Below are 20,864 nucleotides of genomic sequence, written 5' to 3' on the forward strand. Positions count from 1 at the left end.
AAAAGCACAGGGAAGTTATTCTTTGTGCTTTTTTTGAATCAGACCATGCAAAAGAATTTTTTAATTATCGCTGGAATCTTCCTGTTTTTGGAAGTTTACATTTATCAGGCCATCAGAACACTTACAGATAACTTCTGGATACGAACGGGATATTGGGCAATATCATTGATTGTCTACGGGATTTTCGCTTATGAAATCACCCATCTTTCAAGATCAGACAGAAGTACTTCAAGAGCCCAGATTATGGTTTCATTATTTTTAATATTTATTCTTCCCAAGATTTTTGTGGTTTTATTTTTATTAATCGATGATATCATCAGAACCGGAGGCTATCTGATCGGCTTCACAAAACCTGCGGAAAATTTCTTTCCGGAAAGAAGGAAGTTTCTCAGTCTGGTTGGCCTGGGAATGAGTGGTGTTCTTTCAGCCCTTTTTATTGACGGAATTACATTCGGAAAATACAGGCACAAAGTAAGAAGAGTAAAAGTAAAACTTTCCAACCTTCCGAAAAGTTTCAAAGGTTATAAAATCATTCAGATTTCAGATGTTCACAGTGGCAGCTTTTCAGACCCAGGCAAGCTTCAACATGCTATTGACCTAATCAATGAGCAGAAACCCGACCTTGTCCTCTTTACCGGAGACATGGTGAACAATGTTGCAGATGAATTCAAACCCTTCATACCTCTGTTTTCGCAGATCACGGCCAAAGATGGCAAATTTGCGGTGCTAGGAAATCATGATTACGGAGATTATGTAACCTGGGCATCCCTTGATGCCAAAAAGAAAAACCTGGATACCCTCATTGATTATGAAAAGCAGGCTGGTTTTGATATGCTGAGAAACGAAAACAAAATGATTGAGAAAAACGGTGAAAAGCTCTACATCCTTGGGGTAGAAAACTGGGGACTGAAACCCTTCCCTCAATTCGGAAGAATTGATGACGCCTTAAAAGGAGTACCCGAATCCGCTACAAAAATCCTGATGAGCCATGATCCCACCCATTTTGATTATGTCGTAAAAAAACACCCTGGAAACATCCATTTAACACTTTCAGGACATACCCACGGGATGCAGTTCGGTCTGGATCTTAAAAATATAAAATGGTCACCGGTTCAGTACCGTTACCCGAAATGGGCAGACCTTTATGAGAGCGAAGGGAAATTGCTATATGTGAACAGAGGGTTTGGAGTTCTTGGATATCCGGGAAGAGTGGGCGTACTGCCTGAGATAACCCTGTTTGAGCTGAGTTAGGGATTCGGGTTGCAGGTTTCTTGTGTTACACAAAACATTAACCATAACATTCTCTCTCTAATCCTTTTAACTGAAACCTATTACCTGCTACCTAATATCTATCACCTAAAAAATATAATCTTTCATCCGGGAAACAGCAAGGTCTTTCTCGTTGATAAAAGTCAGGAGGGCATCTAATTTGTCCTCCATTTTTTTGCCTGAAAATAAACTCCGGTAAAAAGGAATATCAAACCGGTATTTCTTAAAGTCCGTAAACTGCCACGAATTAAGATAGATAAGAACAAACTCCTCATTCTGAAGGGTCTCAAGAACCATGTTGTGATAATATTTCCCTGGCAGGATCTGGAACACAAAATCATTATAGGGCAGCTGGCTGTATGGCGATATGCTTTCGGGCACAATGCTCAAACCATCTTCTTCTGTAATTTCAGTATCTCTTTTCAGACGTTTGAAAGGAAAAAGAATATTGGCATTGTCTATATTAGACACATAATTAAATTCCAGCATCTTCAAATCTTCATGTGATATCTTTACCTCTTTCTGCCGGATTCCCCTGATCTGTTTTTCCAAAAGTTCCTGAATATTCTTTTTGGCATTTTCAATTTCTGACCGATTTGAACGGTTATTATAAAAAGCAATTTCATGCCCTTTGGATGAAATTGCTTTTATTAAATTCTGAAGTTTTTCGGCAATGGAAATCTCTACAAAAAAACTTGCTTTGATATCATGAATATCTAAAATTCTAAGAATCGCCCTGGTATTGTCTTCTGTGATTTTTAACCTTTCTTCATCGGTAATCTGGGAACCATTTTTTGCTCCAGCCTCAATATTTATCACATTAAAAGTCAACAATATCATTTTAATTAAATTTTATATAAAATTTATAATTAACTAAAAATCAGATGTTAAAAGCAAATCTAATTAAAGTTTCACTTTACTATAATTAATTCTTAGCTAATTTTATCTTAAGGTTGGCGATCATGTCTTTTGTCATTTCAGAAATTCCGAAATTATAAGACAGTCCCCAGTCTTTTTTAGCCACTGAATCATCAATGGAAGCTGGCCAAGAATCTGCAATTTCCTGTCTGAAGTCGGGCTTGTAATCGATTGTAAATTCCGGAATTTCTTTGGTAATTTCTTCTGCCAGTTCTTTAGGGGTAAATGACATTCCACCCAGGTTGTAAGAAGAGCGAACGGTTACACTTTCTTTCGGAGCATCCATTAATTTCAAAGTTGCATTGATGGCATCATCCATATACAACATCGGCATTCCTGTATTCTCAGAAATGAAGCTTGTATATTTCCCCTCCTCTATCGCTTTGTAGAAAATCTCAACTGCATAATCCGTTGTTCCACCCCCTGCAGGTGTTTTCCAGGAGATCAATCCAGGATACCTGATGCTTCTTACATCTACTCCATGCTTATCAAAATAGTATTCACACCATTTTTCTCCCGCCATTTTAGAGATTCCATACACTGTTGTTGGATTTAATACAACATCCTGCCCTACATCACGCTTTGGAATTCCTTTTCCAAATACTGCGATAGAGCTCGGCCAGAAGATCTTTTGGATCAACCCTTCCTTTGCCATCTCACAAAAGTGAAGAAGCGGCTCCAGATTCAGTTTCCAGGCAAAAATCGGCTGTTTTTCTGATGTCCCCGATAATAGTGAAGCTAAGTGATACACTGTAGTGATGTCGTAATCTTTAATCACCTGTCTTACCAATTGAGTGTTGGTGACATCCATTCTTTCATAGTGTCCTGCAGAAGTAATTCCCTCCTGCCATCTGTCGAGTCCTGAAGCCACAACATTGTCTGCCCCATGAATTTCAACAAGTCTGTTCGTCAGTTCGGTGCCGATTTGTCCCAGCGCACCTGTAATCAGTATTCTTTCCGTATAGGATTCCATTTTTCAGTTTTTTTTAGAATTGTACAAAAGTAAAAAAAACATGCCAACCATAATAATAAAGGTGAATTTAAAATGTATTCGCAAATTGTCATGAAAATTATTTAAACTTAATTCCGAGAAAAGCTGGAAGAAGGAAGTCTTTAAAGTCTTTAAAACACTGGAAAACCGAATGTGTCACCTATAGAGTATATTTATCTACGTTATCAGATCAACAGAAACTTCCGGCTTCCCAGCCTCTCCACTTACTTTCCTTGCTCCAAACTCAGGTTATTGATGTAATTTCCATATTTTTGTTATAAGAAAAGTAATCATTATGAAGAAGATCTTAATTGCTTCGATCCTTTTGTTAGGTCAACTTAGCTGGGCTCAGTATACGGATATCAACATTGTAAAGGAAGTAAAAGTAAAGAATAAAGGTGTTGTAGTATCTGCACATCCTCTGGCCAGTGAAGCCGGGGCAAAGATCCTTAAAATGGGTGGAAACGCCTATGACGCTGTAACAGCCACCCAATATGCATTAGCTGTAGTATATCCTCAAGCCGGTAACATTGGCGGGGGCGGCTTCCTGGTAGGAGTAAAAAGCAATGGTGAAAAATTCACTCTGGACTACCGGGAAACAGCTCCTAAAAAAGCCTCCAGAGACATGTACCTCGATAAAAAAGGAAAGGCGGATACAGATCTTTCCCAAAATGGGAGACTGGCCGTGGGAATTCCGGGAAGTGTAGCAGGTTTTTTCGCTACCCTGAAACACTGTAAGCTTCCGATGGACAAAATCATTCAGCCGGCGATTGATCTCGCAGAGCAGGGATTTGCTATTACGGAAAAAGAGGCGGATATGCTGAATAACAATAAGGAAAAGTTTCAAAGGCATAATAAGTCTGCCATTGTTTTTGTAAAAAGCACCCCTTGGAAAGCCGGTGATATCCTGGTTCAGAAAGACCTTGCAGAAACCTTGAAATTAATTCAGAAACTGGGGGCTAAAGGTTTTTACGAAGGAAAGACTGCGGAACTTCTGATCTCAGAAATGAAAAGAGGAAATGGAATTATTACCCTGGAGGATCTAAAAAACTATAAGGTGGCGGAACGGAAGGCCCTGGAGTTTGATTACAAGGGAAATAATGTTGTTTCTATGCCTTTACCCTCCAGCGGTGGTGTTCTGCTTGCTCAGATGCTGCGAATGGCAAGCTTCGAAAATCTTGAAAAATACCAGCAGAATTCTACCCAAGCAGTTCAGATTATGACTGAAGCGGAAAGAAGGGCCTTTGCAGACCGGGCAGAATACATGGGTGATCCGGACTTTATTCAGGATAAAACGTCATATCTGATTTCTGATGACTATTTGAAAAACCGCTGGAAAAGCTTCAGTTTTGATAAAGCTACCCCCAGTTCGGAAGTGGGTAAAATCATAGCCCAACCCAAAGAATCTACACAAACGACTCACATTTCAGTGCTTGACAAAGACGGCAATGCCGCTTCTGTAACCACTACTCTTAATGGATACTATGGAAGTAAAGTACTTGTTTCAGGAGCGGGTTTCTTTCTAAACAATGAAATGGATGATTTCTCCATCAAACCCGGTGTCCCCAATATGTTTGGAGCAGTAGGCGGAGAAGCTAATGCCATCCAACCTAATAAAAGAATGCTCTCTTCCATGACCCCTACGATATTGCTGAAAAATGGAAAACCTTATATGGTGGTGGGGACACCAGGTGGAACAACCATCCCAACTTCAGTTTATCAGTCTGTTGTGAATGTGGTTGATTTCAAGCTTGATGCTAATATTTCGGTGAATGCTCCTAAATTCCATCACCAGTGGCTTCCGGAAACAATAAGCGTAGAAAATAATTTCCCTGAAAGTACAATTGCGGAACTAAAGGCTAAGAATTATGTAATAGAAAAGGTAAAACAGATAGGCAAAACAGAAATGATCGTCCTTGATGAAAGTGGAAATATCCACGCGGTTGCTGACGGCCGTGGAGATGATTCTGTGGCTACAGAATAATTAAGAAAGCTACAGAACGTATTTCAAAATAAGCTTAAAATTACAATACCACTCCGGCTTCATGTATAAGACATTTTGTGTCCTGTATATGAAGCCGGAGTTTTTTACATTATTCATAAGGGTATTAATCTGTAGATTAATTTTCATGACATTTGTCATGTTTTCAGATAAAATTTCTTAATTTTCGCCCTTTAAAAAAACAAAACGACTATTCATTGAAAGCAAAAAAAATCTACAATCAACTTTACTTCCAGGTGATCATTGCCATTATTGCAGGTGTATTACTGGGGAGATTTTATCCGGAAATGGGAGAAAAAATGAAGCCTTTGGGCGATGGCTTTATCAAACTTGTCAAAATGATCATCGCTCCGGTTATTTTTATTACCCTTACGCTTGGGATTGCCCATATGACCGATTTAAAAAAAGTAGGAAGAATTGCAATAAAAGCAATGATCTATTTTTTTACCTTTTCAACCTTAGCACTGATCATTGGCTTATTGGTCGGCAATCTTTTACAGCCCGGCAGCGGTTTAAATATTGATCCGGCCTCTCTTTCCGGTGATGTTTCCCAGTATCAGGAAAAAGCTCATGAATCTACCCTTACCGGCTTTGTCATGAATATCATCCCTGAAACCCTTTTCAGCCCATTAGTGGGAGATAATATCCTTCAGGTTCTTCTTGTTGCCATTCTCATGGGTATTGCGCTGGTATTGACCAAAGAAAAAAGCCAGAAGGTGACGGATTTTCTTCAGGATCTGTCCACACCTGTCTTCAAGATCGTTCATATGCTGATGAAGCTTGCTCCTATCGGGGCTTTTGGGGCTATGGCCTTTACGATTGGAAAATACGGACTTCATTCGGTACTCAACCTGATCTTTCTGGTCGGGACTTTCTACATTACTTCCTTCCTGTTTGTCGTATTGGTTTTAGGTGCGGTAGCCTGGTATAATGGATTTAATATTTTCAAACTCCTTATTTACCTTAAAGAGGAACTTCTTTTGGTTTTAGGGACGAGTTCCTCAGAGTCTGCTCTTCCGGGTATTATGGAGAAGCTGGAAAAAGCAGGCTGCTCACGGGCCATCGTTGGACTTGTGGTGCCCACGGGATACTCATTCAACCTGGACGGGACCAATATTTATATGACCCTGGCCTCTTTATTCATAGCCCAGGCATTAAATATCCACCTCCCTATTGAAAAGCAGCTTATGCTGCTGCTTGTTGCGATGCTTAGTTCCAAAGGAGCTGCGGGCGTTACGGGAGCCGGATTTGTTACTCTGGCAGCCACCCTTGCTGTTGTTCCGGAAATTCCCATTGCAGGAATGACTTTAATTCTTGGAATTGATAAGTTTATGAGTGAGTGCAGAGCCTTGACCAATGTAATCGGAAATTCTGTCGCGACTGTAGTAGTGGCAAATTGGGAAAAGCAGTTGGATAAAGGCCAACTTGAGTACTGCCTGAATCATCCATCCGAAATCGAAAAAAAACTGGAAGTATAAAATACATGATGCAATATAGTTCCTGAAACATAAAAATCCGGAGTTTATCATCTGATAAACTCCGGATTTTTTATAGTTTAAATTGAAGATTAAAACTTATCTTTTTTCTATTTTTTTCATTATTTTATTCTTGTTATCGGATATAACAATAAAATATACTCCTTTTGGCAAATCTGATACCTCATAAGATTCTTTACTACCAGACTCAAAAGTTTTTATTTGTTTACCAGACATATCAATAATGCTCACCCTTGTATTGTTTTTACTGTAAGATTTTGGAAGATCTATTCTAAACGATTCGCTTACAGGGTTTGGATAAACAAGCAGATTATCATCTTTGACCCTTGCTTCAGATACACTCAAAGTACCATCTGTAACACTAATATCATCAATACTCCATTGTGCCCCGTCGGTACCAATATAATTAAAAGCAAGTTTTACATTACTCTGCCCTATCAATGAATTTAAGGGAACAGTAATATCATAAGTTTCAAATCCTGGCGGAGTGGGTACTGTGATATTGTTTTCGCTCCAAATCTGTGTCCATGTTGTACCGTTATCTGTTGAAATCTTAACCACAGTATCGTAATTGTTGTTAGGAGTCATAGCCCAATAAGGGTTAAAATTGGATTTAAAGGACAAGACAGGACTTGTAGCTCCTACCAGACTAAATGCTGGTGAAATTAATTTTTCATCCTGGCTCACAAGATCAGGGTCATATTCTACACTTGCTGATCTTGTCCCTGAAACAGGGGAAGTAGTAGTTGCAGTCCATGTAAACGCCGGATTTGTCGATTGAACAGTCCATCCTGTAGGAGGAAATGTTGCAGATTCAAAGTTTTCGGTAATAATCTGGCTTTTTATTCCAATAAAGCAAACAAAAAGCATTAAAAGAAGGTAATGTTTTTTCATAGGAAATGTTTTTTATAAAAATATAACCATTTCGCAACAAAAACAACATAGATAGAAATTTTCAATAAATAATACTTTTTCTTATTGAATTATAAATAACAAAACTTTAAAAGCAATACTATATTAAAAATAAAAAACTATCGATTGGAACGTTAGCTACCTAGATTAAAATATTCAAACTAGCAGGCAGCACTTTAACATGAATAGGTGACTCTATTTTGTTAAACTCACCATCAAGATGCCAGTTTTTGGTATTGACTTTAAATGAAATCTCAGAAACGGGCAGATAGGTCACATATTCATCATCCTTCAACCTTTTGGTAAACATTCTGAATGCGAATAAAGCGGAATAAGTGAGTGGAAATTTTTTTACCAACACCATATCTACAAGCCCGTCACTTTTGCTTGCTTTGGGTGCGATATAAGCATTATTACCAAACTGGCGGGTATTGGCAACATTCAGCATAAGGTAACGACCGTTATGTTCCTGGTACTGTTTATCCATAAATGTTACCTTGATCGGCTTATAATTGAAAAACGTTTTCAGGGAAACTTTGATATAGTTTTTGAATCCACGACTGGTTTTTTCAAATTCCTTAACGACTTTACCGTCAAATCCGGTTCCGGAAACATTGATAGAAAGCCTGCCGTTAACGGTAAATGTATCGATCTTTCTGGATTTTTTTGCTTGTATTTTTTCCAAAAGTTCGTCCAGATTTTTACTGAAACGGGTTTCATTAGAAAACCCATTTCCTGATCCTGCCGGAAAAATCGCCAGAATTTTATCTGTATTAATCAGATTTTTAGCAACCGTAGAAATGGTACCATCCCCTCCTATGGCCACAAAAATATCTACGTTTTCAAAATGAGTCTTAATAAACTCGTCCGTTCCGGGAATGGACTCAGAAACATAATACAGAGGATTGCCCACCTTTGTTTTAAGTTCATTCAGAAACGGCTGATAATTTTTCTTGGCCGAAAAAGGATTGATGATAAAAGCTACTTTTTCCATTACCGCAAAAATAGAAAAATGCTTCCTGAACAGGAAGCATTAAGTTATTTAATTTTCATTCTTTCTTTAAATTCAGGTTTTAAAGTACCTTTAAGATCTTCCCATGATACAGGAATAATAATAGCTCCCGCTGCATAAGATGCAATTGCATATGGGTTATAACGGAAATACAGATGATGATCATCAAAATAGAAATCAGCATCAGTAGGAATTTGCTTGACCAACAACATATCAGAATTCTTTCCTTCTGACTCTGCCGCTCCACTCGGAATTTTATCTACATTCTTCATCAGTAAGGTTTCGAGGTTCTTTTTGGATATCGTCGTAATATCAGCAAGGGTTACCTTTTTATTATTCTTTAAGTCAAAAACTCTTTCAAAATAATCATAACTCCCGTGTGCCCCACCGTAATATGAACTTTCAGAATACTCAATATGGATAAAATCGTTTATACTGTATTTCAGATTCATAGTATAATCTGAAAACCATTCTGTAGCAGAATCTCTATTGGCATTCCAATCTTTACTTCCTTTAAAAAATTCAGCTTTTTCTTTTCTCAGAAAACTTTCTAAGCCGGTTTTTGAATAGTCAGTAATCCCTTTCTTATTAAAATAAATACTGTCCAAAAGCTTTTTATCCCTTATTTCCGGGAACACCAAAAGTTTTGAAGAGAAGCTTACAGAAAGTAACTTGTTTGCTTTTAAAGTATCATTTATTCTTACAGAATCTACACTGATTGGTTTAGCATCAGCCTTTTCTGAGGTCTTTATTTCCTGGGAATCTTCTGTCTTGCTTTCCTTTTTTGTGCAAGCCGAAAAAGCAAAGAGAGAGGACAGCGCTAAAACTGCAATCGTGTTTTTCATAATTTTTTATATGAGCATGTTTAAGCAAAATAAATACCATAAATAAGATATTCTTTCTTACATCTATTTAATATTCATTCTTTCTTTAAATTCTTCATTTAAAGTACTTTTTAATTCCTCCCAGGAAATAGGAATAACAATATCGCCCGCGGCAAATGCAGCAATTTCATAGGGGCTGTAATGAAAGTATAGATTTTTATCGTCAAAATAAAAGTTACCTGTTGCAGGAATTTTGTCTACCAATAACATTTCGGAATTTTTCACCTCGCCATTTTGATCCTGGGTTCCACTGTTGATCTTATCAATATTCTTCATCAGAATCCCTTCAATTGCAATTGTGGGCATTGAAGTAACATCTTTTAGTTCCAGTTTTCTATTGTTCTTCAGGTCAAAAACCCTTTCTGAATATGAATATTCATCATGAGCCCCTCCAATGTATGCATTTCCCATATAGCGGATATGCATATACCCGTTAGCATTGGACACCAATTTCATATTTGATCTGGAATACCAATTCTCAGCACGGGTAATATCGGAAACCCAATCTTTATTATCATTGGCAATAGAATGAAAGTACTTTTTCTTTTTATTTTCGAGATAGCTTTCTATTCCTGCTTTAGAAAAATCCTTAATATCTTTGTCTCCATAGATACTGTCAAGAAGTGCTTTATTCTGCAAGGAAGGGAATACCAGCAGAGTTGAAGCGTAGGTCACTTTCAGTGAGTCTGTAATTTGGGTGGACTCATCTACTTTTACGGAGTCTACAACAAATTCTTCAGTTTTTTTATTCTCAGTTTTTTGCCCTGCAGGTACTGCTGTTTCATTCTTTTTACAGGACATACATAACAGTAATGAAGATAAGGCCATAATGGCCATTGAGTTTCTCATAATCTAATTTTCAGGTATCTAATACAAAAACCATTCAAAAGATGAATGGTTTTTAAAAATTTTATTTTTTTATCAAAGATTATGTATCATGTTATTTTTTAACCAGACTGATCACCTGATTTTCACAATCCGAAATACTTTTCCAAATCTGCTTAAAAGCAGGATAGAATTCTTTGGGATAGGTAGAATGCTTTACTTCGACTCTGGAAGTTAAAATTAATTTTTCACCCTTATTTTCAATAAGATACGAATAGCTGATTTCCTGATCGTCTGTTTTAATCTTTTTATTCTTTGGAAGGTCACCCACCCGATAGTTTTCAGGGATCGTAAGTTCTACTTTCTTTTCTTTAACAAAGCCTGAAATAAAATCTATAGGATACTTCCTTGCATCCGCCTGATCAAAGGTTTCAATGTCACTCTTTAAGAATAAGGAGGAATTAATGATCAGTTTTTCGCCCACTTTATCTACCAGATTACTGCCAGAGAATTTAAGTTTCGTTTCAAAGTTGGAATTATCCAATAATCTGGAATCTACTTCGGTAGTATTTACTTCAAGCTTGGTTTTGAAAGACTGATTGTATTTATCTTTATTAAGATCAAAATCCTCATATTCCTCCAGCGCATATAAACCGCTCACTTCCTGGGTATAGTCTCCTTTGATTTCAAGATCTTCAGTATTGACTGTTGCATGGATCAGCGATTTCTTTTCACTTATATTGTTATTGGTAAAGGCGATTTCTGTTCCTTTATTTTTTTGAAACAAAATTCCGAATTCATTCCAGTTCCTCTGACGCATAAGATTTGCTTTGGCATTATAGGAAGTAGCGTCATACAGGTTGAAAGTACCGTTAATTTTTGTTGCTGCAAGCGCAAAATTCATCCCATCTACATCCATTGAAGTAATGTTGAGGATACCATTGTCTACTGTTGAAATAAGAAGTGGATTGGCTTCAATACCTGCGTTTCTCAGAAGTAAAACGAGCAGTAAATTGATGTCTGCACTATTACCCGCCTTTGACTTCAGGAGTTGTCGAAGATTTTGGCTGGGTATAATGCAGCTCTGTCTGTTCCATTTGTAATTGGTTTTAACAAAGTTGAAAATTCTATTCGCTCTTTCATTAATTTCGTAATAATTTTTAATTTCATCCGGCACAATTCCACTTACGTCACCTTTTAAAAAGCCCCCGAATTTTTCGTCTTCTGATAATAATTCTGCAACTTTATTCCAGTCTGTAGATTTATCATATGTGAATTCTCCAGATCGGTAACGCATGCTTAAATACGCCAGCTGCGCTTTTAGTTTGGTTCTGTATCTGCTGGGATCTTTTACAAACAGTTCATTTTTAACAGGTTTTACATTTTCATAGCCATATCTGAAAATATGATACAAAAGATTACTTCTGTTTTCAGTAATGGAAACATTATATTTAGGAATGAGAAGGTTTCCCGGATTGTTGAAATTGTAAGCCAGAGATTGCGGGTGCTCCAGATTAAATTCTTCATATACCACAGGAATATCATACTCCATCACCTGGTTAATCGTAAATATTTGAGCGCTTTCTATCTTGTATTTATACTCAATCACCGAACCATCCAAAATATTGGGAAAGGCAATTTTATAGAATTTAAGGCCTTTTACAAAGTTTTCCTTTAGCTGATCTTTTTAATTAACTGCAATTTTTTCCACTTTATCGCCAGCAAGATTGTAGACCGTGGCTTCAAATTCCAATAACCTTTCACCGGATTGCATTGGAATTTCAAGATTAAGCCACTCTTCAGCTTTCTTCTTATCATAAATTTTAATTTTGGAGTAATATTCCTTTTCCATTGACTGTCGGGGCAGGATATTAAACCTTACGCTATTGTACAATATTTCTGCCGGCGCATCCTTGTCTATGAAGGAGCTGGTCTTTTTTACTTCCGCTTCACTGAAAGCCGGCAATGAAAGGAATTTATGAGTCTGAGCTCCAACTAATGCAGATGATGTAGACCACAGAAGGCCTAGAAAAGCATTTTTAAATTTCATGATTTTTTGTTTTTTTTATTAGGACAGTAATTCATTAAAACCTGAACGATGTATTTGAGTTCTATCCTACAGGATCAGGTTATTGTTTATAATTATTTGATCTGAACAGACATCAGATTTTTTTAGACATTAGGATTTTTGCATGATCGGCAGCAAATATTTTTTTTCTGAACCTTACATAATCGTTATATTTCTCTTTAGGATACAGCCCCTTATTGATTCTGAGAACTCTCTTTACCAAAAGCTGATCTTCTTTTTTTGAAAAGGAAAGACTGTATGTACCAAATTCAGAATCAAGGTTTACATCCCGGGGAACCTCTTCAATAAAATATCCTGCAGGAAGCTGATAATCTATCGCATATTCATCCTGGGAAGGAAGTTTATGCTCAAATGGCAGCACTCTGTTTTCGTCTTCTATACGTAAAGCGTCCGTATAGATGGGAACAGCTCTGAATATATAACTGCTTCCAAGCATCTTGACATAGTTATCCGCTTTGAAGTTGATGTCAAAATCTATGGTTGCAAGATCTTTATTGTTTACAATTTTATTGATGTCCAGCTGTTCAATATTCAGACTGGAGAGCTTATTTTTCAACTGCTCTTTTCTTTCTTTTTCAGCAAGCATTAAGTAGACCAGATTGTAGTCATACTGGCTACCCTGATACGAAAACCTGGCTGTTCCAGAAACAGAATTATGGGTACCAAGCTGAATGGTAATGGTCTGTATGCCCTTACTTTCTTCGGCCGTATAGCTGGGAGTCTGTATAATTTCTATTCCCTCCGGCTTTACGGCCAGTACATTCCTGTCTGTAGTACTGAAGCCTAAATGATTGAATGCCATCTCCTGGGAAGTATTTTCAAGCCAGATGTTTCCTTTCTCAGTGGGTACCATGAGTATTACATGATTTCCGGACATTTTGGGAAATTCTTTATCGAAGCTTATCGGCGAAGCATCAGCATTGATGATACAGTAATAAGAAGGAATTCCAGCTTCATCAAGCAGCATTTTCATATAATTGGTTAATCCTTTGCAATCTCCATATCCTTTCTTTTGCACCTCATCGGGAAGCATAGGCTGCCAGCCTCCTATTCCCAAAGCCACAAATATATATCTGGTTTTGCTTTGCATGTACTGATATACCTTCTTCACCTTTTCTTCTGTTGATCCTGTAAGATGGAGAGATTCTATTTCCGATTTAATCTGGGGCGTAGAAACAGAAACAGGAGAAAGGAGGTTATCGTAATACCATTTTCCAAAGTCCTGCCACGATATAATGCTTCCCTTTTTACCCACAAGATTAAACTGATCTAATGAAAAGCTCACTTTCGGTAATATTCTCTGCGGGCTCGGGCCAAGTCCTTCTTTATCAATAGCCGGAATATTCCGGAAGGAATACGATGAGCCCGCACTTTCATTCTTTACCTGTACCGATGCATAAGAGTAAGGAGAGTCATAGACTTTTGAACGCAGTTTAATGGGAGTTTTGTTGATGATACTGAGATTACTTTCCTGTAATGAAACATTATACTCATAAAAGGGAATAAAATCAGGGATAAAAACAGTATTTTCATCTTTTAGCTCGTAGCTAAATTCAATTGTATATGGAAAATGCTGATAATTGTAAGGAAGGATAAGCATCCTGTTATCAGAGTAAAAAGTCCCTTGAGGGTTGGCTGCGATGTCCACAAAGTCACTTTTGGAGTAGCTTTTCACTTTTAGTCCTTTCTCATCATAAATAACCACTTTGATCCCGGATGCATTGGCTCCTTTGCTATATCCGATTCTCGGTATGGAATACGGAACGGCATCTTTATTAAGAATTGTAATTGCAGAAGACTTTTTATAGACAATATCGTCGATATTATTAATTTCAATACGCTGGAATTCTTTCCTGATCACAGCCCCCGCATTTTTCTTTAAATCTTCGGGAATCGCAGAAACAGGATAGCTCTGCGCGAAGAATATGGAAGCTGCGGATAAAGCTCCCAGGCATAGTATTTTCATCATCGTTATTAAAATTCTACAAAATATTATTTTTTTATTAAGCTGATCACCTGGTTTTCATAATCTGAGATACTTTTCCAGATCTGCTTAAAAGCAGGATAGAATTCTTTTGGGTAATCTGCACTTTTTACGGTGATAGTACTTGTAATTTCCAATATGTTACTCTTTTTTACAACGGCATATATATATTCTACCTCTTTATCCTCTGTCATAATCTTCTTGGCTTTCGGCAGTTCTTCAATGGTATATCCTTCCGGTATTTCAAGATTAATCTTTTTCACTTTGGTAATAGGAGATCCAAAATCTATCGGATATCTGCGGGTCTCGGTCTGATCAAATTCGTTGGAGTTTTTATTGAGAAACAACATGGGATTGATGATTATTTTTTTCCCTATCCGATCTACAAGGTTCATCGAGGAAAATTTCATCGTACTTTCAAATTCACCGTTCTCCAATACCTTTGAGTCAATTTCTGTAAAATCAATAGAATAGTTTTCCTTATACTGTTTTTTATATTTTTCAGCATTATCATCGTAGTTGTCTTTAGCATACATGGCATACGCACCGGTATCACGATCTGAATAGGTACCGGAAATACTTCCATCTTCATTATACCTTGCATTGGCAGTGTAGAAAGTATTGCTTGATTTTATATTGGTCATCCTGATCGGTACAGATTTTTCTTTCTTCAGCAGGATTCCGTATTGGTTCCAGTTTCGAAGAGGAATTTCATCCATCGACGACTGTCTGGAGGTTGCATCATATAGGTGCAGGTGCTCATCGATACTTATGGCCGCTAATACAAAATTCATATTAGAAACATTAGGCGATGCCAGATTGATGACTCCGTTTTCTACGGTAGAAATAATCAGCGGGTCGGCTTTAACACCTGCTTCCCGAAGCATCATTACCAGGAACAGATTGATCTCAGCAGCATTTCCGGTTTTTGTTTCCAACAGCTTTTTGATCCCGTCTTCGGTATAAATCCCCCTGTTTTTATTCCATGTAAATGTTTTTTGTACATAAGAAAAAATAGCATTCGCTTTTTCTAAATCTGTTTTCAGCGTTGATATTTCTGCTGGCATATTCTCTCTAGCCAGTTTATTTTTCTTTATTTCGTTACCGAAGTCTTCGTTTTCATACAGTCTTTTACCAATTTGATCCCAGGAAGATGAGTAGAGTTTCAGCTCGGTAAAGTTGGTAGAATTCAGTTCCGCACTTATCTTCGTTCTGAAATTTTTATCGTTTCTCACAAATTTTTCGGTTTTAAACCCCTTCACATTTTCATAAGCAAATCTATATGTCCTGTATTGCGAACCATACATATTTCTTTGCTGAACGTCTCTGTATTTGGGAAGCATATCCCCGGTATAGTTTACATTATAGGCGATATTGATTGGTGAGTCCAACACGTACTCCGTTTGCAGGGAGGGTGTATCGGATTCTATCAATACTTCAGGAATTATAAACAAAAAGGGAGAGATAATCTCATACTGATATTCCAGAACAGATCCGTTTTTCACATTGGGAAAAGCAAACTTGGTAAGGGTGACATACTTACTTTCTTTACTTTTGTACTGGGAGCTTTTTTCTACTTTTACCGGAACTGCTACTCCGTTTTCAAGATTATAGGTAAAACCTTTGAATTTGGCTAAAGACTCTTTATTGGAGCCAGAGCTATACAAAGGGATTTCAAGATTCAACCAATCTTCCGCCCTATCCTTATCGTAAATTTTAACCCTGTAAAAATATTTTTTACTTAAATTTCCCGTATACGAGTCCACCACGAAATAGACAGATTTATATAGTATCTCTGCCTGTGCATTATCATCCAACAGGGACTTGGTCTTTGATAAATCGGCATCATTGAATTTGGGAGGGTTCAGAAATTCATATTTCCCCTGTGCAGCGATGGAAATTGTAGTGGCAGAGCACAGGATTATGATTATTAGTTTTTTCATCTTTATATTTTTGTAATTAAAATTTTAGAATTATCCATGTTCTGTGTTTTCTTTCGGAAGTTGACATAGTCATTGTATTTTTCTTTTGGATAAATTCCCTTTTTCAACTGTATTTTTCGGAATACGGATACCTGACCTTCATTTTTTACAAAGCTAAGCTTGTAAAATCCAAACTCGGATATGATATTGGAATCGGCTGGGGTTTCTTCAATTTTGTAGCCTTTAGGAAGTGTAAAAACTATTTCATATTCATCTTCATAAGACTGTCGGATTTCAAACGGTAGCTCACGCGTTTCATCCGTTTTATAGACGTGATCTGAAAAAATGGGAACGGATCTGAAAAAAAGGCTGTTCCCTGCTTTTTTAGAAAAATTATGGGTGGTAAAATTGATATCATAACTGATGGCCGCCCTGTCTTTATCATTGATAAAGCTTTTTGTTTCAACATGCTCAAAGTTAAGGATGCCAAACCTGCTTTTGAGTGCTTCATTTTTGTCTTTCGAACTAAGGTTTACAAATTTCAGGTTATCATCATACTGATTTCCTGTGTATGTAAAATTCCCTGTGCCGGTAATGCTGCTGTCCTCATGTAGATTAATGTTCAAGACCTGCTTTTCTTTGTTCTGTTCAGCTTTATATACGGGCGTATTGATAAGTTCAATACCTTTTGAGGTTATGGCAAGTACATTTCGATCCGTCGTAGTGTAGGGAAGATGATTAAAGGCCATCTGCTGCGATGTATTTTCAAGCCATATGTTTCCATTCTCGGTAGGAACCATCAGCATGGCATGGTTTCCCCCCATGGACGGAAATTCAGGATCAAATGAAATCTGTGACGGGCTTGAATTGATGACACAATAACTGGACTGAATTCCTGCTTCATTCAGAAGGGTCTTCATGTAATTGGTAAGTCCTTTACAGTCTCCATACCCTTTTTTCTGCACCTCATCCGGTACCATAGGAACCCAGCCACCAATTCCCAAACCAACAGCAATATACCGCGTTTTATTCTGCATGTACTGGTAGATTTTCTTCACCTTCTCTTCTGTTGAACCTTTTAAATGCAAAGCGGCTACCTCAGCTTTAATAGCCTCTGTGGAAATGGAAACAGGCTCTATGAGATCTTTATAATACCAGTTTCCAAAATCTTTCCAGCTGTTGAATGTTCCCTGCTTTCCTGCCAGGTTGAATTTCGTTAAGGCAAAGCTTACCGAAGGTAGAATCTTATCGGGCTGCGGTGCTAAAGAAGTATCATCTATTGCGGGTATATTGGTATAAGAGTATATTTTCTCCTGTTCGGTTCCATTTTCTGTAACAGAAGCATAGTTGTATTTTGAGGGATAAATTTTAGAGCGGAGCTCTATTCCTGAAGAGTTGATGATTTTAAACTGTGCTTCTTCCAAGGATGTCTTAACGGATCTGAAAGGAACAAAATCCTGAATAAAAATTGTGTTTTTATCCTCGCTTTGATAAGAAAAATCAACAGTATAAGGATATTGAGCCGGCGTATATGAAAAAACCAATATCCGGTGATCGGAGTAAAATACCCCGTGAGGATTATTGGCGTAATCTTTAAAATCAGATTTTGAAAAACTTTTTACCTTCTTCCCCAATTCATCATAAATAGTGACTTTTATATCAGAAATACGTGTCGACTTATCATAAGGAATATAGGCTGTTGCCTGCTCATGACCCTCCCTATTCAAAACCGTGGTTACCGTATTGTACTGATATTTGATCTCATCGACTTTATTAATCTGGGCTGTTGTAAAGTTTTTCCGGATAACAACATTGGCATTTTTCTTCAAACTCTCCGGAATTGCAGAAGCAGGAAACGCCTGTGCAAAGTATAATGAAGCCATAGGTAAAGCTCCAAGAAGTACTATTTTCATCATCGTTATTAAAATTATGCAAACATAAGAAAATCTTAATAACTGTTAAAATTATATAAAATAAAAAAGACCTCACCGTGGTGAAGTCTTTGTTTTTCATTTTCTTTTTTTAATCATTTGGGATTCTTTTGCTATCGTAAGTATCACTGCCGAGCCCCAGGACAGGAATAAATATAAACCCGAAGAAGAACAGCAGTATGGTATACAACGGAGTCTCCTTGGCAAAACCTTTAGCCAGTCTGTCGTTCACGACCCAGCTGGCATACAGATTAACAAAAGGAATCAGGAATAAAATAATCCACCAGATCGGTTTTTTTACAATATCCAACATGACGATTGCATTATAAATCGGAACAAAGGCTGCCCAAGCGTCCTGTCTTCCAGCTTTCTGGAAGATTTTATACATGCAGTATCCGTAAAATAAATAGACCAGTAAACTGATGAACATTGTTCCGATCCCCAGTCCTGCTGCGGCCGCACCGGAAACCGCATCCACCCCTTCATAAGGGTCTGTTTGTAAAAGAGTTAGCATATTATTGTTTTTTTGGTTAACTCAAATATAAAAAAAGCTTCTAAATAAATAGAAGCTTTTTTACATATTTTACAAAAACGTATTATACGTCAATTTTAGCATATTTTGCATTCTTTTCGATAAATTCTCTTCTCGGTGGAACTTCGTCCCCCATCAACATGGAGAAAACACTGTCTGCTTCCACCGCATTGTCAATATTTACCTGCTTCAGAATTCTGTGTTCAGGGTTTAGGGTAGTTTCCCAAAGCTGCTCTGGATTCATTTCTCCAAGACCTTTGTAACGCTGTATTTCAACACCTTTTCCGTCCGGTGACATTTCAAGGGTAAATTCTTCTCTTTCTTTTTCGTTATAAGCGTATACCTTTTTATTCCCTTTCTTTAATAAGTATAAAGGCGGCTGGGCAATGTAGATGTACCCATTCTCAATAAGCTCCTTCATATACCTGAAGAAGAAAGTAAGAATAAGGGTAGAAATGTGAGATCCATCGATATCGGCATCGGTCATAATAACGATTTTATGATATCTCAGCTTTGCCAAGTTCAGGGCTTTACTGTCCTCCTCTGTTCCTACTGAAACCCCAAGAGCGGTATAGATATTTTTGATCTCTTCACTGTCATAGACTTTATGAAGCATTGACTTTTCAACGTTCAGAATTTTACCTCTCAACGGAAGAATAGCCTGGAAGTGTCTGTCACGTCCCTGCTTAGCCGTTCCACCTGCGGAATCTCCCTCTACAAGGAATAATTCGGATTCTGCGGGATCTTTAGAAGAACAGTCAGAGAGTTTTCCAGGAAGACCGGAACCTCCCATCGGAGATTTTCTCTGAACCATCTCACGGGCTTTCTTTGCAGCCTGTCTCGCTTTAGCAGCCAGAACAACTTTCTGAACAATAATCTTAGCTTCATTAGGGTTCTCTTCCAAAAAGTTAGTAAGCATCTCTCCTACAATTTTATCTACAGCACCGGAAACTTCAGAGTTACCTAATTTTGTTTTGGTCTGTCCTTCAAACTGAGGTTCCATTACTTTTACAGATATTACAGCGGTCAATCCTTCACGGAAGTCATCTCCTGTAATCTCTACTTTTTCTTTTGCCGGAAGGCCCAATTCATCTGCATATTTCTTTAGAGTTCTTGTTAAAGCTCTTCTGAAACCTGCCAGGTGAGTCCCTCCTTCATGGGTATTGATATTATTGACATAAGAATGCAGATTCTCATTGAAAGAAGTATTATAGCGCATAGCCACTTCCACAGGAATTTCATCTCTTTCCCCTTCCATGAAGATCACATGCTCCATAATAGACTCACGGTTACCGTCGATGTATCCTACAAATTCCTTTAATCCACCTTCAGAATGGAAAATTTCAGATCTGAAAGAACCGTCTTCCAACGTTTCTCTTTCATCTGTAAGGGTAATGGTAATTCCTTTATTAAGGTAAGAAAGCTCTCTTAAACGGCTTGCTAAAGTATCGTAGTTATAAACGAGTTCCGTAAAGATGGTATCATCCGGCTGGAAAAACTGTTTTGTACCTCTTATCTCACTGTGTCCTATTTCTTCCACTCCTGTCTGGGCTTTCCCTCTGGAGTAAATCTGCTGATAAACGTTTCCGTCTCTGTAAACAGTAGTAACCATTTCGTTGGAAAGTGCATTCACACATGACACCCCCACTCCGTGAAGACCTCCTGAAACCTTGTAAGAATCTTTATCAAACTTACCTCCGGCTCCAATTTTTGTCATGACAACCTCAAGGGCTGATTTCTGCTCTTTTTCGTGGAAATCAACCGGAATACCTCTACCATTATCACTTACCTCAATTCCGTTTCCTTCTTTAATGGCAACAAAGATCGTGTCACAGTATCCTGCCAACGCTTCGTCAATAGAGTTATCTACTACTTCATAAACCAAATGATGAAGACCTCTTACTCCCACATCACCAATGTACATTGAAGGACGCATACGTACGTGCTCCATTCCTTCCAATGCCTGAATACTACTAGCTGTATATTGTTTCTGACTCATATTAAATATTAAAATCCTGCTATATGCAAAGACTTACAAATATCGTGATTTTTTTCGAGGTATGAAAGTTAAAAAATGTCAAAAAAAGGGAGTGTAGG

Annotated in this window: 16 protein-coding genes; 3 read left to right on the top strand and 13 right to left on the bottom strand. The window is 37.6% G+C overall.

Annotated elements, in window-relative coordinates:
• Positions 1–45 precede the first annotated feature (45 nt).
• Positions 46–1,251, top strand: a complete 1,206-nt coding sequence (locus DRF67_RS14515) for a metallophosphoesterase (protein ID WP_115929013.1) — start codon at positions 46–48, stop codon at positions 1,249–1,251.
• A 105-nt stretch (positions 1,252–1,356) separates the two neighbouring features.
• On the opposite strand, the gene DRF67_RS14520 is transcribed toward DRF67_RS14515, so the two are convergent.
• Both DRF67_RS14520 and DRF67_RS14525 read right to left on the bottom strand, forming a co-directional pair.
• On the bottom strand, positions 1,357–2,109 hold the full coding sequence (locus tag DRF67_RS14520; protein ID WP_115929014.1) for a polysaccharide deacetylase family protein: 753 nt from the start codon (positions 2,107–2,109) through the stop codon (positions 1,357–1,359).
• Positions 2,110–2,194: 85 nt separating this feature from the next.
• Positions 2,195–3,160 (bottom strand): NAD-dependent epimerase/dehydratase family protein, encoded by a 966-nt coding sequence (locus DRF67_RS14525; RefSeq protein WP_115929015.1) that lies wholly within the window; start codon positions 3,158–3,160, stop codon positions 2,195–2,197.
• Between the two features lie 313 nt (positions 3,161–3,473).
• Between DRF67_RS14525 and ggt the strand changes: the two genes are divergently transcribed.
• Both ggt and DRF67_RS14535 read left to right on the top strand, forming a co-directional pair.
• Positions 3,474–5,162 carry a gamma-glutamyltransferase gene (ggt, locus tag DRF67_RS14530; protein WP_115929016.1) on the top strand — a complete coding sequence of 563 codons (1,689 nt, stop codon included), beginning with the start codon at positions 3,474–3,476 and terminating at the stop codon, positions 5,160–5,162.
• A gap of 215 nt (positions 5,163–5,377) precedes the next feature.
• Positions 5,378–6,658, top strand: a complete 1,281-nt coding sequence (locus DRF67_RS14535; protein WP_115929017.1) for a dicarboxylate/amino acid:cation symporter — start codon at positions 5,378–5,380, stop codon at positions 6,656–6,658.
• Between the two features lie 96 nt (positions 6,659–6,754).
• On the opposite strand, the gene DRF67_RS14540 is transcribed toward DRF67_RS14535, so the two are convergent.
• The 11 genes from DRF67_RS14540 to gyrB all read right to left on the bottom strand — a co-directional run bounded on the left by DRF67_RS14540 (position 6,755) and on the right by gyrB (position 20,766).
• Positions 6,755–7,570, bottom strand: a complete 816-nt coding sequence (locus tag DRF67_RS14540) for a T9SS type A sorting domain-containing protein (RefSeq protein WP_115929018.1) — start codon at positions 7,568–7,570, stop codon at positions 6,755–6,757.
• A 160-nt stretch (positions 7,571–7,730) separates the two neighbouring features.
• On the bottom strand, positions 7,731–8,582 hold the full coding sequence (locus tag DRF67_RS14545) for a diacylglycerol/lipid kinase family protein (RefSeq protein WP_115929019.1): 852 nt from the start codon (positions 8,580–8,582) through the stop codon (positions 7,731–7,733).
• 44 nt (positions 8,583–8,626) lie between these two features.
• Complete coding sequence (locus DRF67_RS14550; RefSeq protein WP_115929020.1) at positions 8,627–9,445, bottom strand: RsiV family protein; 819 nt, start codon at positions 9,443–9,445, stop codon at positions 8,627–8,629.
• A 63-nt stretch (positions 9,446–9,508) separates the two neighbouring features.
• Positions 9,509–10,333: an RsiV family protein gene (locus DRF67_RS14555; RefSeq protein WP_115929021.1), complete on the bottom strand. Its 825-nt coding sequence runs from the start codon at positions 10,331–10,333 to the stop codon at positions 9,509–9,511.
• A 91-nt stretch (positions 10,334–10,424) separates the two neighbouring features.
• The gene (locus DRF67_RS14560) at positions 10,425–11,918 is read right to left on the bottom strand and encodes a transglutaminase domain-containing protein (protein ID WP_123912755.1); all 1,494 of its coding nucleotides are present in this window, start codon (positions 11,916–11,918) and stop codon (positions 10,425–10,427) included.
• 78 nt (positions 11,919–11,996) lie between these two features.
• Positions 11,997–12,359 carry a hypothetical protein gene (locus DRF67_RS14565; protein WP_115929023.1) on the bottom strand — a complete coding sequence of 121 codons (363 nt, stop codon included), beginning with the start codon at positions 12,357–12,359 and terminating at the stop codon, positions 11,997–11,999.
• Positions 12,360–12,471: 112 nt separating this feature from the next.
• Positions 12,472–14,367 carry a DUF3857 domain-containing protein gene (locus DRF67_RS14570; protein ID WP_115929024.1) on the bottom strand — a complete coding sequence of 632 codons (1,896 nt, stop codon included), beginning with the start codon at positions 14,365–14,367 and terminating at the stop codon, positions 12,472–12,474.
• Between the two features lie 23 nt (positions 14,368–14,390).
• Complete coding sequence (locus DRF67_RS14575; RefSeq protein WP_115929025.1) at positions 14,391–16,325, bottom strand: transglutaminase-like domain-containing protein; 1,935 nt, start codon at positions 16,323–16,325, stop codon at positions 14,391–14,393.
• 2 nt (positions 16,326–16,327) lie between these two features.
• On the bottom strand, positions 16,328–18,220 hold the full coding sequence (locus DRF67_RS14580; RefSeq protein ID WP_115929026.1) for a DUF3857 domain-containing protein: 1,893 nt from the start codon (positions 18,218–18,220) through the stop codon (positions 16,328–16,330).
• Between the two features lie 106 nt (positions 18,221–18,326).
• The gene (locus DRF67_RS14585) at positions 18,327–18,749 is read right to left on the bottom strand and encodes a DUF5684 domain-containing protein (protein WP_115929027.1); all 423 of its coding nucleotides are present in this window, start codon (positions 18,747–18,749) and stop codon (positions 18,327–18,329) included.
• An 82-nt stretch (positions 18,750–18,831) separates the two neighbouring features.
• Positions 18,832–20,766, bottom strand: a complete 1,935-nt coding sequence (gene gyrB / locus DRF67_RS14590) for a DNA topoisomerase (ATP-hydrolyzing) subunit B (RefSeq protein WP_115929028.1) — start codon at positions 20,764–20,766, stop codon at positions 18,832–18,834.
• Positions 20,767–20,864 lie beyond the last annotated feature (98 nt).

This window comes from Chryseobacterium pennipullorum, from assembly GCF_003384725.1.
Lineage (GTDB): Bacteria > Bacteroidota > Bacteroidia > Flavobacteriales > Weeksellaceae > Chryseobacterium > Chryseobacterium pennipullorum.